A 23,159-nucleotide genomic window follows, 5' to 3' on the forward strand; every position below is an offset into this window, starting at 1 on the left:
CTCCGGGGCCGGCCCCTCCGTGCCCCGTTCCCCGACCGGCTCCTCCGTGGCCGGTCGTCGGTACTGGGCCCACCGCCCGGTCGCCCGCTAGGCTCGGCGCCCGGACCGGGAAGAGGTCGAGGCGGGGGAGAACGAACGGTGGAGACCGGTGCGTTGCTGATCGCGCTGATCGGTGTGTGCGGAACGCTCGCGGCGACCTGGCTGACCCAGCGCAGCGCCGACCGTGCCAAGCGGAAGGAGCTGGACCACGCCGTGTGGCTCCATCGCGCCGAGCGCGAGGACCGCGCCAGGGAGGAGACGCTCGGCGCCCGCCGGACGAGCCATGTCGCGCTGAACACCACCGCCCGCCAGTACCTCACGGCGCTCAGCGACCGGCTCCACGAACTCCGGCTCGGCGCCCCCGGGGACGAGGGCGCGGCCGAGGTCGAGAAGCACCGCGCCGTCTACCGCGAGTCCTACGCACAGGCCCAGATGGTCGTCCCGGACGAGGTGCTCGCGGCCGCCGGACGGTCCAACGCGGCGCTCAGCGGGCTCCACGGGCTCCTCAAGCGGCTCGCCAACGGGACCGCGCGGGAGGGGGAGTCCCTGGAGACGGCCGGTGCCGGGATCGACGCCGCCCGGGACCTGCTCCATGAACTCCGCGAGGTGATGCGGACGGACCTGGGCATCGCCGGACCCTCCGGCCCGCCCGCCCGTGCACGCTCCCTCCCGCCCTCCCACCCGGACGACGGCACCGGCACCGGCACCGGGTGATCTAACCCCGGGTGCGACGACGGTAATAGGCCATCGCGAGGACGACGGTGACGGGCCCCCACAGCCCGACGGGACCGACGCACACCGCCGCGAGGGCCTCCCAGCCGCCGCTCGTGTACTCCACGGTCTCGATGACTCCGTACGGCGTGAGACCGCGGCCGTCGCCGAGCGGGACGGAGGTGAACAGGAAGGTGAGCACCAGTCCACCGAGGACGGCCGGAACGGCGGCCGCCAGCGGGGGCACCCGTCTGCCACCTATGAACGGGACCCGGGCGGGCACCACCTCTCCCCAGCCCCGCACCAGCCCGATGGTCAGGAGCGCGGTCAGCTCCGAGAGCGCGCTGAGCACGAGGACGTACGGAACGCTCACCCAGTAGGGCGGCATGGGGAGTTCCTGGACCTGTCCCATCTCGAAGTGCAGGGCGAAGGGCAGCCGCCACAGACACGACGGCAGCAGGAGCAGCGGCAGCGCGTAGGCCAGACGCGTCGCCCAGCGGGGCACCGGGCGCTCGGTGCCGCTGGCGGACGGGGGTGCGTGAAGGAGGCTCGGCGTCATGGCTCCACCCTCGGGGACCGGACGCGGCGGGGGATCGTCCCCCGGGTCCGACCCCCTCCACCGCGCGGGGGAGACGGCCCACCGCCCCGGGGACGACCCCACCGCCCGCCGGTGGACGCGCCACGGGGACCACGGAAGACTCGCCCGCATGGTGCACACCCGCGTACTCTCCACCGACGACTGGCCGTTGTGGCGGGACGCCCGCCGCGCCGCCCTGGCGGACTCCCCGCACGCCTTCACGTCCCGGCCCGCGGACTGGCACAGAGGCGGGGAGGTGCTGTGGCGGGCACGCTTCGAGACGCCCGGAACGCACAACGTCGTGGCACTGCTGCACGGCCGGGTGGTGGGCATGGCCCGCGGAGTGCCCGCCCCCGGTGGCACCGCGCGCGAACTGAGATCGGTGTGGGTCGATCCGGACGCCCGGGGCCGTGGCGTCGGGGACCTCCTGCTCACCACGGTGGAGCGATGGGCCCGCAGGACGGGCGCCGCCGAGCTGACCCTGACGGTGATCCAGGGCAACGAACGGGCCCTCGCCCTCTACCGGCGCAACGGCTTCGTGCCCCACGGAGCCGAGGCCCCGCTACCCGAGGGCACCGGGCAGCGGACACTGGTGAAGTTCCTCCGCCCGTGAACGGCCGAAGGCCCGGAAAGGCCACCGCGGGCGCCACCGCCCTACGTCTGGGCCATGTCCACGAACCGCGAGTAGTGGCCCTGGAAGGCGACCGTGATGGTCGCCGTGGGGCCGTTTCGGTGCTTGGCGACGATCAGGTCGGCCTCGCCCGCGCGGGGCGACTCCTTCTCGTAGGCGTCCTCGCGGTGCAGCAGGATCACCATGTCCGCGTCCTGCTCGATGGAACCCGACTCGCGCAGGTCCGAGACCATGGGCTTCTTGTCGGTGCGCTGCTCGGGGCCACGGTTCAGCTGGGAGAGGGCGATGACCGGGAGTTCCAGTTCCTTGGCGAGGAGCTTGAGGTTACGGGACATGTCGGAGACCTCCTGCTGACGGCTCTCGGCCCGCTTGGAGCCGCCCGACTGCATCAGCTGGAGGTAGTCGATGACGACCAGTCTGAGGTCGTTGCGCTGCTTCAGCCGACGGCACTTGGCCCGGATCTCCATCATCGACAGGTTCGGCGAGTCGTCGATGTACAGGGGGGCCGCGGAGACGTCGGGCATCCGACGGGCCAGCCGGGTCCAGTCCTCGTCCGTCATGGTGCCGGACCGCATGTGGTGCAGCGCCACCCGGGCCTCGGCGGACAGCAACCGCATGGCGATCTCGTTGCGCCCCATCTCCAGGGAGAAGATCACGCTCGGCAGGTTGTTCTTGATGGAGGCCGCGCGCGCGAAGTCCAGGGCGAGCGTGGACTTTCCCATCGCGGGACGCGCGGCGATGACGATCATCTGGCCGGGGTGCAGACCGTTGGTGAGGGAGTCGAAGTCGGTGAACCCGGTCGGTACGCCGGTCATCTCCCCGCTGCGCGACCCGATCGCCTCGATCTCGTCGAGGGCGCCCTCCATGATGTCGCCGAGCGGCAGGTAGTCCTCGCTGGTGCGCTGCTCGGTGACCGCGTAGATCTCCGCCTGCGCGCTGTTGACGATCTCGTCGACGTCGCCGTCGGCCGCGTATCCCATCTGGGTGATCCGGGTGCCCGCCTCGACCAGTCGGCGCAGCACCGCCCGCTCGTGGACGATCTCGGCGTAGTACTCGGCGTTGGCCGCCGTGGGCACGGTCTGGACCAGGCCGTGCAGATAGGAGGCGCCGCCGACCCGGGTGATCTCGCCGCGCTTGGTCAGTTCCGCCGCGACCGTGATGGGGTCGGCGGGCTCGCCCTTGGCGTACAGGTCCAGGATCGCCTGGAAGATAGTCTCGTGCGCGGGCCGGTAGAAGTCGTGGCCCTTGATGACCTCGACGACGTCGGCGATGGCGTCCTTGGACAGCAGCATGCCGCCGAGCACGGACTGCTCGGCGTCCAGGTCCTGGGGCGGTACCCGTTCGAAGGCGGGCCCGGCTCCGTCCCAGCCGTCGCCGCCCCGGTCGGACCGGTCACCCCGGTCGCCCCGGCCCTCACGGCCGCGTCCCCGCTCGCCGCGCTGGCGGGAGGCGGGCAGCCGGTCACCGGGCCCGCTGTCGGCCCACGGCTCGTCCAAGGGCTCGGAAATGCTCACCGGGCCGCCTCCTCCCGTCCGCCGAGCGGACCTCGCCGTGCCCCTCATTCCTACGGCACGACACTGACAAATAAGAGGCCCGACTCCAGTTGCGACGCGTCGGTTATGCGAGGTTTCCGACGCCGGGGGACAGGACGGGCGCCGGACCACGGTAGGCCCGCGGGCACCGTCAGCCAATCTGGTTATCCACAGGCTCTGTGGAAAAGTGGCCCCACGCTGTGGAGAAACCGCCGAAACCTGTGCACGAGCCGGTGGACAGTGCTGTGAACAAGCCCTCGCCGTTCTCGATCGACCCTCTCTGACCTGGCCTTTTCCCATCCACCGGCTGTGCAGAAGAAAAACTTCCCCAAGCGGACCAAGATCTACGGAAGCTCCCCGCCGAAAGGGATCACTCCCGCCGCGAAGTAAGGGTTGCTGTGCAATTGCATCTCTTACCTGTGGACGATTACATTGGTGCACATGACACAGGTGCCCGCGACGACCAAGGCTGCCCGGCGCCGACACGACCGGGAGATCGTCACCCTCGCCGTGCCGGCCTTCGGCGCACTCGTCGCCGAGCCCCTCTTCCTGATGGCCGACAGCGCGATCGTCGGACACCTCGGAACCGCCCAACTGGCCGGACTGGCCATCGCCTCCGCCCTGCTGCTGACCGCGTCGAGCGTCTTCGTCTTCCTCGCCTACGCCACCACCGCGGCCGTCGCCCGCAAGGTCGGCGCGGGCGACCTCCAGGCCGCCGTGCGCCAAGGCGTCGACGGCGTCTGGCTGGCCGTTCTGCTCGGAGCGGCCGTCACCGCGCTCGCCCTGCCGACGGCACCCGCCCTGATCGACCTCTTCGGCGCGTCCGACACCGCTACCCCCTACGCCCTCACCTACCTCAGGATCTCCGTCCTCGGCATTCCCGCCATGCTGGTCGTCCTCGCCGCCACCGGCCTGCTGCGCGGCCTCCAGAACACCCGGACGCCCCTCTACGTGGCCATCGGCGGCTTCGCGGCCAACGCGGTCCTCAATGTGGTCCTCGTCTACGGGGCCGGGTTCGGCGTCGCCGGATCGGCCTGGGGCACGGTCATCGCCCAGTACGGCATGGCGGCCGTCTACGGATACGTCGTGGTACGGGGCGCCAGGCGCCACGGGGCATCGCTCAGGCCGGACGCGGCGGGCATACGCGCCAGCGCCTGGGCCGGCGCCCCGCTGCTCGTCCGCACCCTCTCGCTCCGGGTGATCCTGATGATCGCCACGGCGGTGGCCGCCCGTCTCGGTGACGCGGAGGTGGCCGCGCACCAGATCGTGCTGAACCTCTGGTTCCTGCTGGCCTTCGCACTCGACGCGATCGCCATCGCCGGGCAGGCGATCATCGGCCGCTATCTGGGGGCGAACGACCCGGAGGGCGCCAAGGCCGTCTGCCGTCGGATGGTGGAGTGGGGGGTGATCTCCGGGGTCGTCCTGGGCGCGCTGGTCGTCCTGGCCCGCCCGCTCTACATCCCGCTGTTCAGCGGCGACGGCGCCGTCCAGGACGCGGCACTCCCCGCTCTGGCCGTCATCGCCCTGGCCCAGCCGATCTGCGGTGTCGTGTTCGTTCTCGACGGGGTGCTCATGGGAGCAGGGGACGGCCCCTATCTGGCCGGAGCGATGGTCGTCACCCTGGCGGCCTTCGTCCCGATGGCACTGCTGGTCCCGGTGCTCGGTGGCGGTCTCACCGCCCTCTGGGGCGCCATGAGCCTGATGATGGCCATCCGCATGCTGACCCTCTGGTCACGCGCCCGGTCCGGTCGCTGGATCGTCACCGGCGCCACCCGCTGAGCCCCGCGCTGTTTCACGTGAAACAGCGCGGCCAGCCCACCGCGCCCACCCGAAGGACAGACGCGAGTGGGGCCGCACCCCACCGGGATGCGGCCCCACTCACTGCTGAAGGACACGGCCTCAGGCCGCGACCACCTCGATGTTGACCTTGGCGTCAACCTCGGGGTGCAGACGCACGGACGTCGCGTGGGCGCCCAGCGTCTTGATCGGCGAGCCCAGCTCGATGCGGCGCTTGTCGACCTCGGGGCCACCGGCGGCCTTGATCGCCGAAGCGACGTCGGCCGGGGTGACGGAGCCGAAGAGGCGACCGGCGTCGCCGGAGCGGACGGCCAGACGGACCTTGACACCTTCGAGGCGGGCCTTGATCTCGTTGGCCTGCTCGATGGTGGCGATCTCGTGGATCTTGCGGGCGCGGCGGATCTGCGCCACGTCCTTCTCGCCGCCCTTGGTCCAGCGGATCGCGAAGTTCCGCGGGATCAGGTAGTTGCGGGCGTACCCGTCCTTGACGTCGACGACGTCGCCGGCGGCACCGAGGCCACTGACCTCGTGGGTGAGGATGATCTTCATGTGTCGGTCACCCTTCCCTTATCGCGCGGTGGACGTGTAGGGCAGCAGCGCCATCTCACGGCTGTTCTTCACGGCCGTGGCGACGTCACGCTGGTGCTGCGTGCAGTTGCCGGTCACGCGACGGGCACGGATCTTGCCGCGGTCGGAAATGAACTTCCGCAGCATGTTCGTGTCCTTGTAGTCCACGTACGTGACCTTGTCCTTGCAGAATGCGCAGACCTTCTTCTTAGGCTTGCGCACAGGCGGCTTCGCCATGGTGTATCTCCTGTGTGATCAAGAAGTGTGGGTACGGGCCACCCTTAGAAGGGGGGCTCGTCCGAGTAGCCTCCGCCGCCCTGCTGGCCACCGCCGGAGCCACCGCCCCAGCTGTTCTGCTGCTGCTGGCCGCCGCCGGACGGGGCACCGGTCGCCCAGGGGTCGTCGGCGGGAGCGCCGCCACCCTGCTGCTGACCGCCGCCGGAGCCACCGCTCCAACCGCCCTGCTGGCCGCCACCACCGCCGCCGCCGTACCCGCCCTGGCCGCCGCGACCGGTGGTCTTGGTGACCTTGGCCGTGGCGTTGCGCAGGCTGGGGCCGACCTCCTCGACGTCCAGCTCGTAGACCGTGCGCTTGACACCCTCACGGTCCTCGTAGGACCGCTGCTTCAGACGGCCCTGCACGACGACGCGCATGCCACGCTGAAGCGACTCGGCGACGTTCTCCGCCGCCTGGCGCCAGACCGAGCAGGTCAGGAACAGGCTCTCGCCGTCCTTCCACTCATTGGTCTGCCGGTCGAAGGTGCGGGGGGTGGACGCGATACGGAACTTCGCGACCGCCGCACCGGAAGGGGTGAAGCGCAGCTCGGGGTCTTCGACAAGATTGCCGACGACCGTGATGACGGTCTCGCCTGCCATGGGGAACCTCTCGGCGATTGCTGCTGGCTGCTTGTGCTGCTACTCGGAAGTCCCGGAACCTCTGAGCCGGTGGCTCAGTGGGTCTCGGGACGGAGGACCTTGGTCCGGAGGACCGACTCGTTCAGGTTCATCTGCCGGTCGAGCTCCTTGACGACCGCGGGCTCGGCCTGCAGGTCGATGACCGAGTAGATGCCCTCGGGCTTCTTCTTGATCTCGTACGAGAGACGACGACGGCCCCAGGTGTCGACCTTCTCGACCTTGCCGTTGGCCTCGCGGACCACGGAAAGGAAGTTCTCGATCAGGGGGGAGACAGCGCGCTCCTCCAGATCGGGGTCGAGGATGACCATCACCTCGTAGTGACGCATGTAAAACCCACCTCCTCTGGACTCAACGGCCACGGTCGTTCCGTGGCAGGAGGGTTGTGATGCGTACGCAACGGTATCGGCGCCCACTGACAGCCGACCCCTTCCGGGCCGGGCCGCTCATGGGCAGACACCGGTGCAGACCGTACAGACTACCCGCCCATCCGCTTCCGGTTGAAATCCGGTGGTACCCCGTCGCACTCTGTACTCATCGGGTAGTAGGGCGCTACGACGCGCCGCCCTTCCGCAGGAGGTGCCCCATGGCACAGGCAATGCGACCCAACACCGGTGTCTCGATCTTCGCCACCGACGGCAAACCCCATCCCCTTCAGGACACCCTCGTCGTGCTCGCCCTGGTCCTGGGGCTGACGGCGATCATCTCCTCCCTCTGGAGCGGCCTCCACCTGCTCAGCTCCTGGGCCGGGCTGGCGGGCATCCTGGTGGGCGGCTACGGCCAGTACATCTCCGAGACCACCCGGGAACGGTTCGGCCTGATCCTGGGACTCGGCGCCTCGGCCGTCGGCTTCTTCATCGGAATGGCCCACGGCGGCCTCTTCGGCGGTGTCATCGGCTGACGGGAGGCCCGGCCGGGACACCCGCGTCCGGCACCCCGCGCACCCACCCGCGACGGGTGCGCCCCGCGTTCCGGCTCCACGGACGCGGTCCCCGGGAACGGGGTGCGTGAACGGAAGAGGTGTACTGGCCAGTCGGGGTGCTCCCCGGGCGCAGTAGGCTTCGGCGCGAGAGCCGGAGCCCCTGTCAGCATGGGGACATACGAGCCCGAGGAGCGCCCCGCATGAGCCTGACCCTGAGGACCATCAGCCGAGAGCAGCATCTGGCGTACATCCAGAGCCTGCCCGCGGCAAGTCACATGCAGGTTCCGGCCTGGGCCGACGTCAAGGCGGAGTGGCGCTCGGAGAGCCTCGGATGGTTCGACAGCAGGACCGGCGAGATGGTGGGCGCGGGCCTGGTGCTCTACCGGCAGCTCCCCAAGATCAAGCGCTATCTCGCGTATCTGCCCGAGGGCCCGGTCATCAACTGGTTCGCCCCGAACCTCGACGAGTGGCTGCGTCCGATGCTGGCGCACCTCAAGCAGCAGGGCGCCTTCTCGGTGAAGATGGGCCCGCCGGTGATCATCCGCCGCTGGGAGTCCGCCTCCATCAAGAAGGGCATCCAGGACCCGGACGTGAAGCGGCTGCGCGACGTGGAGGCCGACTTCATCGAGCCGCGCGCCTTCGAGGTGGCCGACCGGCTGCGGCGCATGGGCTGGCAGCAGGGCGAGGACGGCGGCGCGGGCTTCGGTGACGTGCAGCCGCGCTACATCTTCCAGGTGCCGCTGGCCAACCGCTCCCTGGAGGACGTCCACAAGGGCTTCAACCAGCTGTGGCGACGGAACATCAAGAAGGCCGAGAAGGCGGGCGTCGAGGTCGTCCAGGGCGGTTACCACGACCTGGAGGAGTGGCAGCGGCTGTACGAGATCACGGCCGTGCGCGACCGCTTCCGCCCCCGGCCGCTGTCGTACTTCCAGCGCATGTGGACGGCCCTCAACACCGAGGACCCCAACCGGATGCGGCTCTACTTCGCCCGCCACGGCCACGACAACCTGTCGGCGGCGACGATGCTCGTCGTCGGCGGCCACGTCTGGTACTCCTACGGGGCGTCGGACAACAAGGGACGGGAGTTCCGTCCGTCGAACGCCATGCAGTGGCGCATGCTGCGGGACGCCTACGCGCTCGGGGCGACCGTCTACGACCTGCGGGGCATCTCGGACTCCCTGGACGAGTCCGACCACCTGTTCGGCCTGATCCAGTTCAAGGTCGGCACGGGCGGCCAGGCGGCCGAGTACCTCGGCGAGTGGGACTTCCCCCTGAACAAGCTGCTCCACAAGGCGCTCGACATCTACATGTCGCGTCGCTGAGCGCATCCGCCGCTCCGGTGCACGGGTCGTCCCGGGCACTTGGCAGAATTTCCGTCCGTTACCTCTGTAGTCACACCGAACCCACGAGAAAGGTTCCGGGACCGGCCATGGCGCTCACGCTCTACGTCGACACCGCGCGCTGGCGGGCACATCACAAGCAGGTGCTCGAACAGTTCCCGGGCATTGTCCCGGTCTGCAAGGGCAACGGTTACGGGTTCGGCCACGAACGGCTCGCCGAGGAGGCCACCCGTTTCGGCTCGGATGTCCTGGCCGTCGGCACCACCTACGAAGCCGCGCGGATCAAGGACTGGTTCAGCGGGGATCTGCTGGTGCTGACCCCGTTCCGGCGCGGTGAGGAGCCGGTACCGCTCCCGGACCGGGTGATCCGCTCGGTGTCCTCGGTGGACGGGGTGCACGGACTGGTCGGCGCCCGCGTCGTCATCGAGGTGATGTCGACGATGAAGCGGCACGGGGTGAGCGAGCACGACCTGCCCCAGCTGCACGCCGCGATCGAGGACGTCCGGCTGGAGGGCTTCGCCATCCATCTGCCGCTGGACCGCACCGACGGCTCGGACGCCGTCGAGGAGGTCATCGGCTGGATGGACCGGCTGCGCGCGGCCCGGCTGCCGTTGCACACCATGTTCGTCAGCCATCTGCGGGCCGAGGAGCTGGCACGGCTCCAGCAGCAGTTCCCGCAGACCCGTTTCCGGGCGCGGATCGGCACCCGGCTGTGGCTGGGGGACCACGACGCCACGGAGTACCGGGGCGCGGTCCTCGACGTCACCCGGGTGGCGAAGGGCGAGCGGTTCGGCTACCGCCAGCAGAAGGTGGCCTCCGACGGCTATCTGGTGGTCGTCGCGGGCGGCACCTCGCACGGGGTCGGCCTGGAGTCGCCGAAGGCGCTGCACGGGGTGATGCCCCGCGCCAAGGGCGTGGCCCGCGCCGGTCTGGCGACGGTGAACCGCAACCTCTCGCCCTTCGTGTGGGGCGGCAAGCAGCGCTGGTTCGCGGAGCCCCCGCACATGCAGGTGTCGATCCTGTTCGTGCCGTCGGACGCCCCCGAGCCGAGGGTGGGCGACGAACTGGTGGCCCATCTGCGGCACACGACGACCCAGTTCGACCGCCTCGTGGAACGCTGACCGGCCGAAGGCCGCCACGGGGACGGAGTTCCGGGGCCCTGGAGCCCCGGCTCCGGAGAACGGCGCTCAGCGGTCCGGCAGTCCGGCGGTCCGGCAGTCCGGCAGTCCGGCAGTCCGGCAGTCCGGCAGTCCGGCAGTCCGGCTGAGCATGAGGAAGGGGCGGCACCCGGTTCGACGGGGTGCCGCCCCTTCCTCATGCTCGCGGAGGGCTATGTTCGCCGAGGGCGAACGGCCTCCGGGTCGTCCTGCTCGGTACCGCGTTCCGCCGGCCGTCCCCAGCCGACCCGTCCTTCCGCCTCCGGCTCCGGCTGCCGCTCCCCCCGTACGGCCCGGCGGATCACGAGGACGTCGGACGCCCGGTCCAGCACCCCGCCCGAAGGGTCGTCGTCACCGCCGCGCCGCACCACGTCCCGGTCGGGCCGCAGGATGTCCCGGACGATCACCGCGCAGAGGTACAGCGTCCCGAGGAGATGCGCCGCGATGGCGACGTGGTACCCGTCCGGCGGCAGTCCACGGTGGTCGTCACCGCTGGTCGTGTACGCGAGGTACATCCAGATGCCGAGGAAGTACGTCACCTCGCACGCCTGCCAGATCAGGAAGTCCCGCCAGCGGGGCCGGGCCAGCACGGCGAGCGGCACCAGCCAGAGTACGTACTGGGGGGAGTAGACCTTGTTGGTGAGGATGAACGCCGCGACCACCAGGAAGGCGAGCTGAGCGAACCGGGGCCGCCGGGGCGCCATGAGGGCCAGCGGGATCATCGCCAGACAGATGACCACCATCAGGACGATCCCGTAGTTGTTGGCGCTCTCCGGGGCGATGTGGAGATTCATCCGCTGCGAGATCATCAGCCAGATGGAGCCGAAGTCGACACCGCGTTCCCGGCTGAACGAGTAGAACTTCGCCCATCCCTCGGGGGCGAGCACCATCACCGGGAGGTTCACGGCCAACCAGGCCCCTGCGGCCCCGAACAGCGCCGTCCCGAACTCCCGCCATCTGCCCGCTCGCAAACAGAGCAGGAACAGCGGTCCCAGGACCAGGAACGGATAGAACTTGGCGGCGGTCGCCAGTCCCAGCAGGACGCCGAAGGCGAGGGGTCGGCCCCGGGACCACATCAGCATCGCGGCGGCCAGCAGGGCCACGGCGAAGAGGTCCCAGTTGATGGTGGCCGTGAGGGCGAACGCGGGCGCCAGGGCCACCAGCAGGGCGTCCCAGGGGCGTCGGCGGTGGGTCCGCGCCACGCAGACCGCGATGATCACCGCGCACACCATCAGCATGCCCGCGTTGACGAACCAGTAGATCTGCTGCTGGTCCTGGAGGCTTCCGCTGCCGGGGGTGAGCCAGGCGGCGACCTCCATGAAGACACCCGTGAGAACCGGGTACTCCAGGTACTCCATGTCGCCGGGCAACCGGTCGAAGTAGGGGATCAGACCGTCCGCGAAGCCCCGGCCCGTGTAGAGGTGCGGGATGTCCGAGTAGCACGCGTGGGTGTACTGGGAGCTGGCGCCGAAGAACCAGGCACCGTCGTAGCAGGGGAACTTCTGCACCATGCCGAGTGCGAACATCCCGATCATCACCAGTGCGACGACCCGGACCGGTGTCCACCAGTTGGTCCCGGTGAGAGCCCGGCGGCCGAGCGGCCCGCCGATCAGTTCGCTGCCGGTCGCGGCGACCTTGTCCTCCCGGGTGGGCGCGACCACGTCCGTCCGGGTCCGTGGAGCCGTAGTCGGCTGGTGCGCGTCGGGCGGCGTCGTCTCTGCACTGGGCATGGCGACATCCTGCCGTACGAACCTCGCGGAGGCCGAGACGGAACGAGGGCCACCGCACAGGATGTGCGATGACCCTCGTTTCACGTGAAACATCGACCACGCTCAGTGAGCGCTCGGGGGGTTCCTCACGGAGCCGCCCGGCCGGACGAGCCCGCTAGGGAGCGGCCCCCGTCCCTCCGAAGAAGCTTCCGTCGTTGCCGCCGTTGGTGGCTCCGGCGTTGGTCGCGCCGCCGTTGGTGGCCCCGGCATTCGTCGCGCCGCCGTTCGTCGCCCCGCCGTTGGTCGCCCCGCCGTTGGTGGCTCCGGCGTTGGTCGCGCCGCCGTTGGTGGCCCCGGCATTCGTCGCGCCGCCGTTCGTCGCCCCGCCGTTGGTCGCCCCGCCGTTGGTGGCTCCGGCGTTGGTCGCGCCGCCGTTGGTGGCCCCGGCATTCGTCGCGCCGCCGTTCGTCGCCCCGCCGTTGGTCGCCCCGCCGTCAGCACCACCGTTCGCGGCGCCCTGGTTCGCCGAGCCTCCGACGTTGCAGTCCCAGTCCCACTCCTCGCACTCCTTGTCCGTGGTCGGCGGAGTGGTCGGCTCCTCTTCCTCTTCCTCCTCCTCTTCCTCCTTCGTGGTCGGCGGAGTGGTCGGTTCCTCGGTCTCCTCCGCGGGCTCCTCGGTGGCCGGGGGAGCGGAAGACGAGGGGGGAGCGGAGCTGTAGACCTCGCCGTACTCGTCGGGATCCGGGAAGGGCTTGTGATCGACGCCCTTCAGGGCCTCGGACATGTAGTCCTCCCAGAGCTGCGCCGGGATGTCACCACCGTGGATGGAGTCCACTCCACCCGTGCCGTTCATGGAGAGCAGCTTGCCCTCCTTGGGGTCGGTCCGGAACAGGGTGACCGCGGTGGACAGCTCCTGGGTGTACCCGACGAACCAGGCGGACTTGTTCTTGTCCGTGGTGCCGGTCTTCCCCGCCACCGGGAACCCGATGTCCTTGATCCGCTTGGCGGTGCCGTTCTGGACGACGTTCTCCAGCACCTTGGTGATGGTGTCCGCGATGGGGGCGGGCAGGGCGTTCGACCGCTTGGGCGGCTCGAAGCCCTCCAGCTCCTCCTTCTTGCTGTTGACGACCCTGGTCACCGAGTAGGGCTCGTACTGCTTCCCGGAGTTGGCGAAGGTGGCGTAGGAGTCCGCCATCCGGATCGCGCTCGGGGTCGAGGTACCGAGGGAGAACGACGCGTTCCCGAGGTTGTTCTTGTCGAAGCTCTCTTCCAGGATGCCCAGCCTCTTGGTGGTCTTGCGGGTGTTGGCGAGACCCACGTCGATGCCGAGCTGGACGAAGGGGGTGTTGATGGAGTCCTGCATCGCGTCGAACAGCGTGACGTCACCCCACTCCTTGGTGCCCTCGTTCTTCTGGCGGAAGGGGCGGCCCTTGGCGTCCTCGATCGGGTTGCCGTTCTTGTCGTTGATGACGATCAGGTCGTTGCCGTTGTACTTGGTCATCACCGACAGGGGCTTGCGGCCGTTGGCGTAGGTGCCGTACTCCATCGCGGACGCCAGCACGAAGGGCTTCCAGGTGGAGCCGACGGGCACACCACTGGTGTTGGCGTTGTTGGTGTAGTGGCCCTCGTCGTAGCCCTTGCCTCCGTAGAGCGCCACGATCTTGCCGTTCTTAGGATCCACCGAGGCGGCACCGAACTGGACGTGCTTGTCCTTCTTCCGCTTGTCCTCGTCCAGGAATCCCTTCCTGGTCTCGTCCACCGCCTTCTCCAGCTGCTGGACCTTCTTCTTGTCGAAGGTCGTGTAGACGTGGTACCCGCCCTGCTCCAGCTGCTCCGGCTTCAGGCCGGTCTTCTTCGCCACGTAGTCCTTGGCGACGTCGACCAGGTACCCGGTCTGGCCGGCGAGCGTCGAGCGCTGCTTCTCCAGCTTGGGGAACTTGGTGTACTTCTGCCGCTCCGAGGCGTCCATCAGCCCCACCTCGACCTGGCGGTCCAGGATCCAGCGCCACCGCTTCTCGGCCCGCTCGCGGTTGGCCTCGGGCGTGGCGGCGGAGCCCACCCCACCGTCGGGGTTGAAGAGGTTCGGTCCCTTGAGGAGACCGGCCAGGAAGGCGGACTCCTCGGGCTCAAGCTGCTCGGAGTCCTTGTGGAAGTACGCCTGCGCGGCGGCCTGGATGCCGTAGGCGTTGCGCCCGTAGAAGGCGGTGTTGAGGTAGCCGGCGAGGATCTCGTCCTTGGTGTTCTTGGCGTTCACCTTGATCGAGATGAAGAGTTCCTGGACCTTGCGGGTGACCGTCTGCTCCTGGCTGAGGAACGTGTTCTTCACGTACTGCTGGGTGATCGTCGAGCCGCCCTGGGTGTCCCCGCCCGTGGCCATGTTGACCACCGCCCGCCCGATGCCCACGGGGTCCACGCCCTTGTCCTTGCGGAACGTGGCGTTCTCGGCGGCGATGACGGCTTCCTGCATCGACGTGGGGATCTGGTCGATCTCCACGATCTGGCGGTTCTTCTCACCCCCGGTGGCTGCCATCTGGGTGCCGTCGGCCCAGTAGAAGACGTTGCTTTCGGCTTTCGCGGCCTTGTTCGGGTCGGGTACGTCCACCAAGGCGTACCCGATGCCCGCGGCCCCCATCAGCACGCCCAGGAAGCCGATGAAGACACCGGTCACCAGCCGCCAGGACGGCATCCAGCGCTGCCACCCGTACTTGCCCGACCGCGGATAGTCGATGAACCGCTTCTTGGCGGGCTGCCCGCCGCGACCGCGGCCCCGCCCGGGCCCACCGCCCGCACCTCCCGCGCCACGGCCGCCTTCGGTCGGCCGCCGCCGGGAGCCCCCGGACCGCTGGGCGGCCCGCCGGGCGCCCGCCCGGCCTCCGTAAGGGCGCTCCTCCGCGTCGTGGTCCCCCTCGGGAGGGCCAAACGAGGCGGACGGGGACTCCGTGCTGTGCGGGGCCGCGCGCCGGCCCACGGATCCGGACGTGCCGCGTCGCGCCGCGGCGCGTCCGCCACTCTGCGGCTGCGGCGGTTTCCGACGGTGCTCGCTCATCGAACGACTACTCCTAGGGCAGGCGCTCCCGCGCCTGAGAACGGCGGCTGCTTTCCGATTCCCCCGATATACGGACACGGCACCGCTCGACACCCATCCGCAATGCGTCCAGAACCATGACGTGCTGCCACGCCCCTCGGTTCCCGCTGAACTGCATGCCGCACAGACTACGCACCGTCAAAACCCGCCTAGTCCTGAAGTTCACCCCAAATCAGGCAACTTGCTTCGCACGAATCAGTGATGTGACGCCGTTCACCGTGCTCCCTCTTGTCGCATGCGGAAGGCCGTTCTATCGTCGTGATGTATCGAGTCGATACATCAGCTCGGCATAAAGGCCGGGAAGGGGGCTTCGGCCCCGGCGGACGGCCACAGCGGACCGGCAAGGAGGCGATGGTGAGCAGGCGCTCCGGCATCCTCGAGTTCGCCGTCCTCGGCCTGCTGCGCGAGGCCCCCATGCACGGCTACGAGCTGCGGAAACGACTCAATACATCGCTGGGGGTGTTCCGCGCCTTCAGCTACGGGTCGCTCTATCCCTGCCTGAAGACCCTCGTCGCCAGCGGATGGTTGATCGAGGAGTCCGGAGGCGCCTCCGAGGACACCCTCGCCGCACCACTGGCGGGGCGCCGCGCGAAGATCGTCTACCGGCTGACCGCGGAAGGTAAGGAGCACTTCGAGGACCTGCTCTCCCAGACGGGTCCCGATGCTTACGAGGACGAGCACTTCGCCGCTCGCTTCGCCTTCTTCGGGCAGACGTCGAGGGACGTGCGCATGCGCGTCCTCGAAGGGCGCCGAAGCCGGCTGGAGGAGCGTCTGGAGAAGATGCGCGCCTCCCTGGCACGGACCCGGGAGCGCCTCGACGACTACACCCTCGAACTTCAGCGTCACGGAATGGAGTCCGTGGAGCGGGAAGTGCGCTGGCTGAACGAGCTGATCGAGAGCGAGCGGGTGGGGCGGGACCAACGGCAGCAGCCGTCCGCCCCGGCCCCCGGCGGGGACTCCGCTCGCCCCGGCACAGCTCAGCAGGACACCTCAGGGAAAGCGGGCGGCCTGCCCCGGCACGGGGACACCTCCCGGCCGGATCCGTCCGATGACACCGCCATGTGAAGTCCACTCAGGACTTCACCGAGTACACACAGGGAGCAACCGGAATGGGTTCGGTTCGCGTAGCCATCGTCGGCGTGGGCAACTGCGCCGCCTCGCTGGTGCAGGGCGTCGAGTACTACAAGGACGCCGACCCGGCGTCCAAGGTCCCGGGCCTGATGCACGTGCAGTTCGGCGAGTACCACGTCCGTGACGTGGAATTCGTGGCCGCCTTCGACGTGGACGCCAAGAAGGTCGGCCTCGACCTGGCGGACGCCATCGGCGCCAGCGAGAACAACACCATCAAGATCTGCGACGTCCCGTCCTCCGGCGTGACCGTCCAGCGCGGCCACACCCTCGACGGTCTGGGCAAGTACTACCGCGAGACCATCGAGGAGTCCTCCGAGGCCCCGGTCGACGTCGTCCAGATCCTCAAGGACCGGCAGGTCGACGTCCTCGTCTGCTATCTGCCCGTCGGCTCCGAGGACGCGGCGAAGTTCTACGCCCAGTGCGCCATCGACGCCAAGGTCGGCTTCGTCAACGCCCTCCCCGTCTTCATCGCGGGCACCAAGGAGTGGGCTGACAAGTTCACCGAGGCCGGTGTGCCGATCGTCGGTGACGACATCAAGTCCCAGGTCGGTGCCACCATCACGCACCGCGTCATGGCGAAGCTGTTCGAGGACCGGGGCGTCGTCCTGGACCGCACGATGCAGCTGAACGTCGGTGGCAACATGGACTTCAAGAACATGCTGGAGCGCGACCGGCTGGAGTCCAAGAAGATCTCCAAGACGCAGGCCGTCACCTCGCAGATCCCCGACCGGGAGCTCGGCGAGAAGAACGTCCACATCGGCCCGTCCGACTACGTCGCGTGGCTGGACGACCGCAAGTGGGCGTACGTCCGCCTGGAGGGCCGTGCGTTCGGTGACGTCCCGCTGAACCTGGAGTACAAGCTCGAGGTCTGGGACTCCCCGAACTCCGCCGGCGTCATCATCGACGCCCTGCGCGCCGCCAAGATCGCCAAGGACCGGGGCATCGGTGGCCCCATCCTCTCGGCGAGCAGCTACTTCATGAAGTCGCCTCCGGTCCAGTACTTCGACGACGAGGCCCGCGAGAACGTGGAGAAGTTCATCAAGGGTGAAGCCGAGCGCTGACCGCTCGCGGCGGCCCCCACCCGGCACGCCGTGACGGTTCCCTAGGCCCCTCCAGGGCCGGGGACACCGTCACCGCAGTGACCACAGGAGCGGGTGCTCGGCGCGCCCCGCGCGCCGAGGACCCGCTTCCCTCCGGGAGGACCGTCGTCCGCCCTCGCACGAAGCCGTACAGGGGTCCCCGGGTTTCCGCCCGGGGACCCCTCGCGTATGTGAGGGTGGGCCCATGGCCGTCGTACGGGATCTGCGCGTTCTCCTGCGCTTCCGTGGCTTCCGGCGGCTGCTCGCCGTCCGTCTGCTGTCCCAGGGGGCCGACGGCGTGTACCAGGTGGCGCTCGCCACCTATGTGGTCTTCTCCCCCGAGAAGCAGACCTCCCCCGCCGCCATCGCCTCCGCGATGGCGGTCCTCCTCCTGCCGTACTCCCTCGTCGGCCCGTTCGCCGGGGTGCTGCTCGACCGCTGGCCCCGACGCCAGGTGTTCCTCCATGGAAGCCTGCTGCGCGCGGGTCTGGCCGTGGCGACCGCCGTTCTGATCCTCAGCGAGGTTCCGGACTGGCTCTTCTACGCTTCCGCCCTCTGCGTCACGGCCGTCAACCGTTTCGTCCTCGCCGGGTTGTCGGCCGCGCTGCCCCGGGTGGTGGACGGCGAGCGGCTGGTGATCGCGAACTCCCTGTCGCCGACCGCGGGCACCCTCGCCGCCCTGGCGGGTGGTGGCCTCGCGTTCGGAGTCCGTCTGCTCGTCTCGGACTCCGATGCCGCCGTCGTCGTCCTCGGCGCCGTTCTCTACCTGGCCACCGCGCTCGCCGCGCTGCGGATCGGGAAGCGAGCGCTCGGCCCCGAGCCCGTCCACCGTCGTGTGCGGCTGCGGGAGCAGCTCCAGGGCACCGCGCACGGGCTGATCGCCGGTGTACGGCATCTGAGGAGCCCCGGGCGCCGGGCGGCGGCCAGAGCGCTGGGCGCGATGACGGTGATGCGGTTCTGCTACGGCGCGCTGACCGTCATGGTGCTGATGCTGTGCCGGTACGCCTGGGCTCCCGGGGACGACTCCGCGGAACGAGGGCTCGCTCTGCTGGGTCTCGCGGTCGGTGTCTCCGGTGCCGGGTTCTTCGTCGCCGCGCTCATCACCCCATGGGCCGCAGGACGGCTGGGGCCCCATGGGTGGATCACGGTGTGCGCCGGTTCCGTGGCCGTGCTGAGCCCCGCGTTGGTCCTGCCCTTCACCCCGGTGCCCGTACTCGCCGCTGCCTTCCTCATCGGAGTGGCCACGCAGGGCGCCAAGATCGCCACGGACACGGTCGTCCAGTCCTCAGTCGACGACGGTTTCCGGGGGCGGATCTTCGCCGTGTACGACGTGTTGTTCAACGTCGCGTTCGTCGGTGCCGCCGGAGTGGCCGCGCTGATGCTGCCACCGGACGGCCGTTCGACTCCTCTGGTGATCACCGTGGCGTGCCTCTACGCCGCGGTCGCCCTGTTCCTGGCCCGCAACCGTCCTCACCAGCGCTCCACCCCCGTCACGGGAGCATGAGAGAAGGGGTGGTGTTTCACGTGAAACACCACCCCTTCACCGCGCGCTGGTCATGTTTCACGTGAAACATGACCAGCGGCCATCAGCTCTGCGGCTGAGTGGCCCACCACTCCTTCAGCGCGGCCACCGCCGCGTCCCGCTCCAGGGGGCCGTTCTCCAGTCGCAGTTCCAGCAGATGGGCGTACGCGCGACCGATCGCCGGCCCCGGACCCACTCCCAGGATCCCCATGATCTCGTTCCCGTCGAGATCCGGGCGGATGGAGTCCAGCTCCTCCTGCTCCTGGAGCCGCTGGATGCGCTCCTCCAGTCCGTCATAGGCCCGGGAGAGCGCGGTGGCCTTCCTCCGGTTACGGGTGGTGCAGTCGGAGCGCGTCAGCTTGTGGAGCCGCTCCAGCAACGGACCCGCGTCACGGACGTACCGGCGAACGGCGGAGTCCGTCCACTCCCCGGTGCCATAGCCATGGAAGCGCAGATGCAGCTCGACCAATCGCGAGACCTCCTTGACCAGGTCATTGGAGTACTTCAGCGCGGTCATCCGCTTCTTGGTCATCTTCGCCCCGACCACCTCGTGGTGGTGGAAGGAGACCCGGCCGTCGGACTCGAACCGCCGGGTGCGGGGCTTGCCGATGTCATGGAGCAGCGCGGCGAGCCGCAGCTGGAGGTCAGGACCGTCCGTCTCCAGCGCCATCGCCTGTTCCAGCACGATCAGGGTGTGCTCGTAGACGTCCTTGTGCCGGTGGTGCTCGTCCCTCTCCAGCCGGAGCGCCGGAAGCTCGGGCAGCACCCGTTCGGCGAGCCCGGTCTCCACCAGCAGGGTGAGGCCCTTGCGGGGGTGCCCGGAGAGGATCAGCTTGTTCAGCTCGTCCCGGACCCGTTCCGCCGAGACGATCCCGATGCGGTCGGCCATGCCCGTCATCGCCTCGACGACCTCGGGCGCGACCTCGAAGTCCAGCTGTGCGGCGAACCGAGCGGCTCGCATCATCCGCAGCGGATCGTCGGAGAAGGAGTCCTGCGGCGTCCCGGGGGTACGGAGAGTCCGTCCCGCCAGGTCCCCCAGCCCGCCGTACGGGTCGATGAACTCCTTCTCGGGCAGGGCGACGGCCATCGCGTTGACCGTGAAGTCACGACGGACGAGATCGTCCTCGATGGAGTCGCCGTAGGACACCTCGGGCTTGCGCGAGGTCCGGTCGTACGCCTCGGAGCGGTAGGTCGTGATCTCGATCTGGAACCGCTGGACGATCGGCCCCCCCGGGCCCTCGGGGTTCTCGACCTCGGCGTCCTTCTGACAGCCGACCGTGCCGAAGGCGATCCCGACCTCCCAGACCGAGTCGGCCCAGGGCCGAACGATCTTGAGTACATCGGCGGGGCGGGCATCGGTGGTGAAGTCCAGGTCATTGCCGAGACGGCCCAGCAACGCGTCACGGACGGAGCCACCGACCAGGGCGAGGGAGAACCCCGCCTGCTGGAATCGACGGGCCAGCTCGTCGGCGACGGGGGAGACCCGCAGCAGCTCGCTGACAGCACGGTGCTGCGCCTGGCTCAGGGCGCTGAGGTTGTCTTCGTTGGCGTTCGGCACAACAGAAAAGGGTACGCGTGCCCCGGCACCGGCCGAGCGCCCCGAACGCGGGCGGTCGGGGGCGCCTCGGCGCCGTCCTGTCCTTCCCCGGGGCCCGGCGGGCGAACGAGCCACCCCTGGCCTTCCCCCTCCGGGTCTCCCCACCGGGACGAAAGCCGCCTGAGACTCATGATCGTGAATAACCGCATGAGTACGGTCATGAGCGGATACCCGATGTTTCCCTGTTCCGCGTGCCGGGCGGGGCCAGGCGGAACATCACCACTCCATGATCGATCGCGGCATGATCGGCGGTGGACCGCGGCACTTGTGAGCAGCCCACCTCGTTACCATGCGTGGACGCACTTCAGGGCGACCACTGATGACGACGAGGGACGGGCGAGCGCGTGGCCGAGGCGGCAGACTTCACGGGGACCAGTCCCTCACCTGCCCGCCGGTGGCTCCGGCGCACCGGAACCCTGGCCCTGTCACTGCCGCTACTCGCGGCGGCGGCCCTTCCCGCCTCCGTCCCGGCCCACGCGGACGCCCGGGCGGCCTCCGCCCCGCAGAACGCCCCCAGGGCTGCCGCTGACCGCTCCAAGGGCGTCGTCGACGTCTCCCTGGACGCGCTGACCCCGACCGCGCCCACCGAGAACGACACCCTGACGGTGCGCGGCACCGTCACCAACACCGGCAAGCGGACCATCACCGACGCGCACGTCGACCTGCTGGTCGGCCAGGTGCTGCGGACCCGCAGCGCGCTCGACGCCGCCGACCGGCGCACCAAGCACCTGCCGGGGGTGGACGGCCCCCCGGTCGGTGGCGACTACGTGGCGAAGATCGGCAAGCTCGCCCCGGGCCTCACCCAGGACTTCAGCATCTCGGTGCCCGTGAAGGAGCTGGACCTCGACACCGAGGGCGTCTACCAGCTCGGCGCGGCCCTCACGGGACGGTCCTCGGCCCAGCCCTACGACCAGGTGCTCGGCATCGAGCGGGCCTTCCTGCCGTGGCAGCCCAAGGACTCCGACGCGAAGACGAAGACGGCGTTCCTCTGGCCGCTGATCTCGTCCACCCATCTGACGGCCGAGACCGGCTCCAACGACCAGCAGACCCGTGTGTTCGAGGACGACAGCCTGGCCAAGGAGATCGGCCCGGGCGGGCGCCTCCAGCAGTTGCTGGCACTCGGCAGCACGCTGGACGTGACCTGGGTGATCGACCCGGACCTGCTGGCCTCCGTCGACGCGATGGCCCAGGGCTACCGGATCAAGGACGGCGAGCTGACCGTCGCGGGGAAGAACCGCGCGGTCGCCGGTCAGTGGCTCACCGACCTCCAGGAGGCCGTCAAGGACGAGACGGTCGTGGCGCTGCCCTTCGCCGACCCCGATCTCGCCTCGCTCGCCCACAAGGGGAAGAGCGTCGGCGGCTCGCTGAGCCACCTCAAGAACGCCACCGACGTGGCGGCGCTGACCGTCGAGTCGACGCTCTACGTGAAGCCGGTCACCCACTTCGCCTGGCCCGCCGAAGGCGCCGTCGACCCGTCGGTCATCGACGTGGCGACCTCGGCGGGGGCCGATACGGTCATCGCCCGCAGCGACAGCCTCGTGGAGACGGGCGGGCTGATGTACACGCCGAGCGCGCCTCGTCCCATCGGCGATGGAACGACCGCCGTGGTCGCCGACGCACGGCTGTCGAAGGTCTTCCAGGGCGATCTGAGCCGTGCCGAGGACGCGACGCTCGCCGTGCAGGAGTTCCTCGCCCAGAGCCTGATGATCACGCTCCAGGACCCGGGGGAGCCCCGGAGCGTCGTGGTGGCCCCGCAGCGGATGCCGTCCGGCAACCAGGCGCAGTCCATGGCCAAGGCGCTCCAGACGCTCCAGGAGGGCCGCTGGACCCGGGCGCAGGACCTCACCGCCGCCGCGAAGGCCAAGCCGGACCCCGGTGCGACCACCCGGGTGCCGTCGGCCCGGGCCTACCCCGAGCACCTGCGCAAGCGGGAACTGGGCGTCGCGGCGTTCCAGCAGATCCGGAACACCCAGGAGAAGCTCGACAGCTTCAGCACGGTCCTCACCGCGCCCCACCGGGTGGTGACCCCCGTCGGACGCGCGATCGACCGGGGGATGTCCACGTCGTGGCGGGGCAGGACCGCGCAGGGCAACGCGTTCCGCGCCGGGGTGGAAGCGCATCTGGCCACCCTGATGGACAGCGTCCAGCTGATCGAGAAGTCCGACGCCCAGCTCTCCGGGCGCAGCGCCACCATCCCCGTCACGGTCAAGAACAACCTGGTCCAAGGGGTCACGAACCTCCGGCTCCGGCTCACCTCGACCAAGCCCAACCGTCTCAAGATCGGCGACACGGCGTACGACGAGCAGCCGGTCAAGCTGGGCGGCGAGCGCGTCCAGACCCTGAAGTTCGACACCAACGCCAACGCCAACGGCATCGTCGACGTGGAGGCCCAGCTCTACACCGCCGACGGAAAGCTGTACGGCGAGAAGATGCGCTTCCGGGTGCAGGTCAACGAGGTGACCCCGACCGTGATGCTGGTCATCGCGGGGGGCCTGCTGCTGCTCGTGCTCGCCGGGTTCCGCATGTACCACCAGCGCAAGCGGGCGGCCCGACGGGCGGCGGAAGAGGCCGGAGCCGCCCCGGCGGAAGAGAGCGCCGCACCGGCCGACGGGGGCTCCTCCCCGGTGGACGGGACGACGGCCGGTGACCCCGCCGGTCAGGAGGACGCGACCGGAGCGGCGAGCTCCGTGGAACCACGGGAGACGGCCGTGAACGCGGGGGAACACGAGAGCACACCGGCCGCCGTTTCCGGGGGAACCGGACCCGAGCAGCCGAGTGACCCGACGCCGGACACCGCTGCGGAAAGCGCCGACCCGTCCGGCACGGGTGAGAGAGTGGACCGTTGAGCGATG

19 protein-coding genes are annotated in these 23,159 nt (G+C 69.6%); 10 read left to right on the forward strand and 9 right to left on the reverse strand.

All coding sequences use genetic code 11. The features are described 5' to 3' along the window. The first annotated feature begins 138 nt into the window (after positions 1–138). On the forward strand, positions 139–753 hold the full coding sequence (locus ACVWNX_RS16910; protein WP_454407906.1) for a hypothetical protein: 615 nt from the start codon (positions 139–141) through the stop codon (positions 751–753). Position 754: 1 nt separating this feature from the next. Here ACVWNX_RS16910 and ACVWNX_RS16915 read toward each other — a convergent pair whose 3' ends face one another. After that, positions 755–1,309, reverse strand: coding sequence for a hypothetical protein (locus ACVWNX_RS16915; RefSeq protein ID WP_454407907.1), 555 nt, complete (start codon positions 1,307–1,309; stop codon positions 755–757). Between the two features lie 148 nt (positions 1,310–1,457). Here ACVWNX_RS16915 and ACVWNX_RS16920 point away from each other — a divergent pair, with 148 nt between their 5' ends. Beyond that, entirely contained in the window at positions 1,458–1,940 is a 483-nt protein-coding gene (locus tag ACVWNX_RS16920) for a GNAT family N-acetyltransferase (RefSeq protein WP_454407908.1), read from the forward strand. A gap of 41 nt (positions 1,941–1,981) precedes the next feature. On the opposite strand, the gene dnaB is transcribed toward ACVWNX_RS16920, so the two are convergent. Then, positions 1,982–3,472: a replicative DNA helicase gene (gene dnaB / locus ACVWNX_RS16925; protein ID WP_454407909.1), complete on the reverse strand. Its 1,491-nt coding sequence runs from the start codon at positions 3,470–3,472 to the stop codon at positions 1,982–1,984. A 450-nt stretch (positions 3,473–3,922) separates the two neighbouring features. Here dnaB and ACVWNX_RS16930 point away from each other — a divergent pair, with 450 nt between their 5' ends. After that, positions 3,923–5,269: an MATE family efflux transporter gene (locus ACVWNX_RS16930; protein ID WP_454407910.1), complete on the forward strand. Its 1,347-nt coding sequence runs from the start codon at positions 3,923–3,925 to the stop codon at positions 5,267–5,269. A 120-nt stretch (positions 5,270–5,389) separates the two neighbouring features. On the opposite strand, the gene rplI is transcribed toward ACVWNX_RS16930, so the two are convergent. The 4 genes from rplI to rpsF all read right to left on the reverse strand — a co-directional run bounded on the left by rplI (position 5,390) and on the right by rpsF (position 7,094). After that, complete coding sequence (rplI, locus tag ACVWNX_RS16935) at positions 5,390–5,836, reverse strand: 50S ribosomal protein L9 (protein WP_454407911.1); 447 nt, start codon at positions 5,834–5,836, stop codon at positions 5,390–5,392. A gap of 18 nt (positions 5,837–5,854) precedes the next feature. Further along, positions 5,855–6,091, reverse strand: a complete 237-nt coding sequence (gene rpsR, locus ACVWNX_RS16940; protein ID WP_003949403.1) for a 30S ribosomal protein S18 — start codon at positions 6,089–6,091, stop codon at positions 5,855–5,857. Positions 6,092–6,135: 44 nt separating this feature from the next. Beyond that, on the reverse strand, positions 6,136–6,729 hold the full coding sequence (locus ACVWNX_RS16945) for a single-stranded DNA-binding protein (RefSeq protein ID WP_454407912.1): 594 nt from the start codon (positions 6,727–6,729) through the stop codon (positions 6,136–6,138). A 74-nt stretch (positions 6,730–6,803) separates the two neighbouring features. Next, complete coding sequence (rpsF, locus tag ACVWNX_RS16950; protein WP_052578287.1) at positions 6,804–7,094, reverse strand: 30S ribosomal protein S6; 291 nt, start codon at positions 7,092–7,094, stop codon at positions 6,804–6,806. 257 nt (positions 7,095–7,351) lie between these two features. Here rpsF and ACVWNX_RS16955 point away from each other — a divergent pair, with 257 nt between their 5' ends. The 3 genes from ACVWNX_RS16955 to ACVWNX_RS16965 all read left to right on the forward strand — a co-directional run bounded on the left by ACVWNX_RS16955 (position 7,352) and on the right by ACVWNX_RS16965 (position 10,148). Further along, complete coding sequence (locus ACVWNX_RS16955; protein ID WP_454407913.1) at positions 7,352–7,666, forward strand: hypothetical protein; 315 nt, start codon at positions 7,352–7,354, stop codon at positions 7,664–7,666. A 221-nt stretch (positions 7,667–7,887) separates the two neighbouring features. Beyond that, on the forward strand, positions 7,888–9,009 hold the full coding sequence (locus ACVWNX_RS16960) for a lipid II:glycine glycyltransferase FemX (RefSeq protein WP_454407914.1): 1,122 nt from the start codon (positions 7,888–7,890) through the stop codon (positions 9,007–9,009). Between the two features lie 107 nt (positions 9,010–9,116). After that, positions 9,117–10,148, forward strand: a complete 1,032-nt coding sequence (locus ACVWNX_RS16965) for an alanine racemase (protein WP_454407915.1) — start codon at positions 9,117–9,119, stop codon at positions 10,146–10,148. A 209-nt stretch (positions 10,149–10,357) separates the two neighbouring features. On the opposite strand, the gene ACVWNX_RS16970 is transcribed toward ACVWNX_RS16965, so the two are convergent. After that, positions 10,358–11,914, reverse strand: coding sequence for a glycosyltransferase family 87 protein (locus ACVWNX_RS16970; protein WP_454407916.1), 1,557 nt, complete (start codon positions 11,912–11,914; stop codon positions 10,358–10,360). 154 nt (positions 11,915–12,068) lie between these two features. Beyond that, a complete protein-coding gene (locus ACVWNX_RS16975) occupies positions 12,069–14,939 on the reverse strand; it encodes a transglycosylase domain-containing protein (RefSeq protein WP_454407917.1) in 2,871 nt (956 codons plus the stop codon). Between the two features lie 393 nt (positions 14,940–15,332). Between ACVWNX_RS16975 and ACVWNX_RS16980 the strand changes: the two genes are divergently transcribed. From ACVWNX_RS16980 to ACVWNX_RS16990, 3 genes are all read left to right on the forward strand, one after another. Continuing rightward, positions 15,333–16,043 carry a PadR family transcriptional regulator gene (locus tag ACVWNX_RS16980; RefSeq protein WP_454414803.1) on the forward strand — a complete coding sequence of 237 codons (711 nt, stop codon included), beginning with the start codon at positions 15,333–15,335 and terminating at the stop codon, positions 16,041–16,043. 44 nt (positions 16,044–16,087) lie between these two features. Next, on the forward strand, positions 16,088–17,170 hold the full coding sequence (locus ACVWNX_RS16985; RefSeq protein ID WP_454407918.1) for an inositol-3-phosphate synthase: 1,083 nt from the start codon (positions 16,088–16,090) through the stop codon (positions 17,168–17,170). A 223-nt stretch (positions 17,171–17,393) separates the two neighbouring features. After that, complete coding sequence (locus tag ACVWNX_RS16990; protein WP_454407919.1) at positions 17,394–18,692, forward strand: MFS transporter; 1,299 nt, start codon at positions 17,394–17,396, stop codon at positions 18,690–18,692. Between the two features lie 82 nt (positions 18,693–18,774). On the opposite strand, the gene ACVWNX_RS16995 is transcribed toward ACVWNX_RS16990, so the two are convergent. After that, positions 18,775–20,268, reverse strand: coding sequence for a CCA tRNA nucleotidyltransferase (locus tag ACVWNX_RS16995; RefSeq protein WP_454407920.1), 1,494 nt, complete (start codon positions 20,266–20,268; stop codon positions 18,775–18,777). Positions 20,269–20,651: 383 nt separating this feature from the next. Here ACVWNX_RS16995 and ACVWNX_RS17000 point away from each other — a divergent pair, with 383 nt between their 5' ends. Then, positions 20,652–23,153: a DUF6049 family protein gene (locus ACVWNX_RS17000; protein ID WP_454407921.1), complete on the forward strand. Its 2,502-nt coding sequence runs from the start codon at positions 20,652–20,654 to the stop codon at positions 23,151–23,153. The last annotated feature ends 6 nt before the right edge of the window (positions 23,154–23,159 follow it).

Source organism: Streptomyces sp. JNUCC 64 (assembly GCF_054484115.1).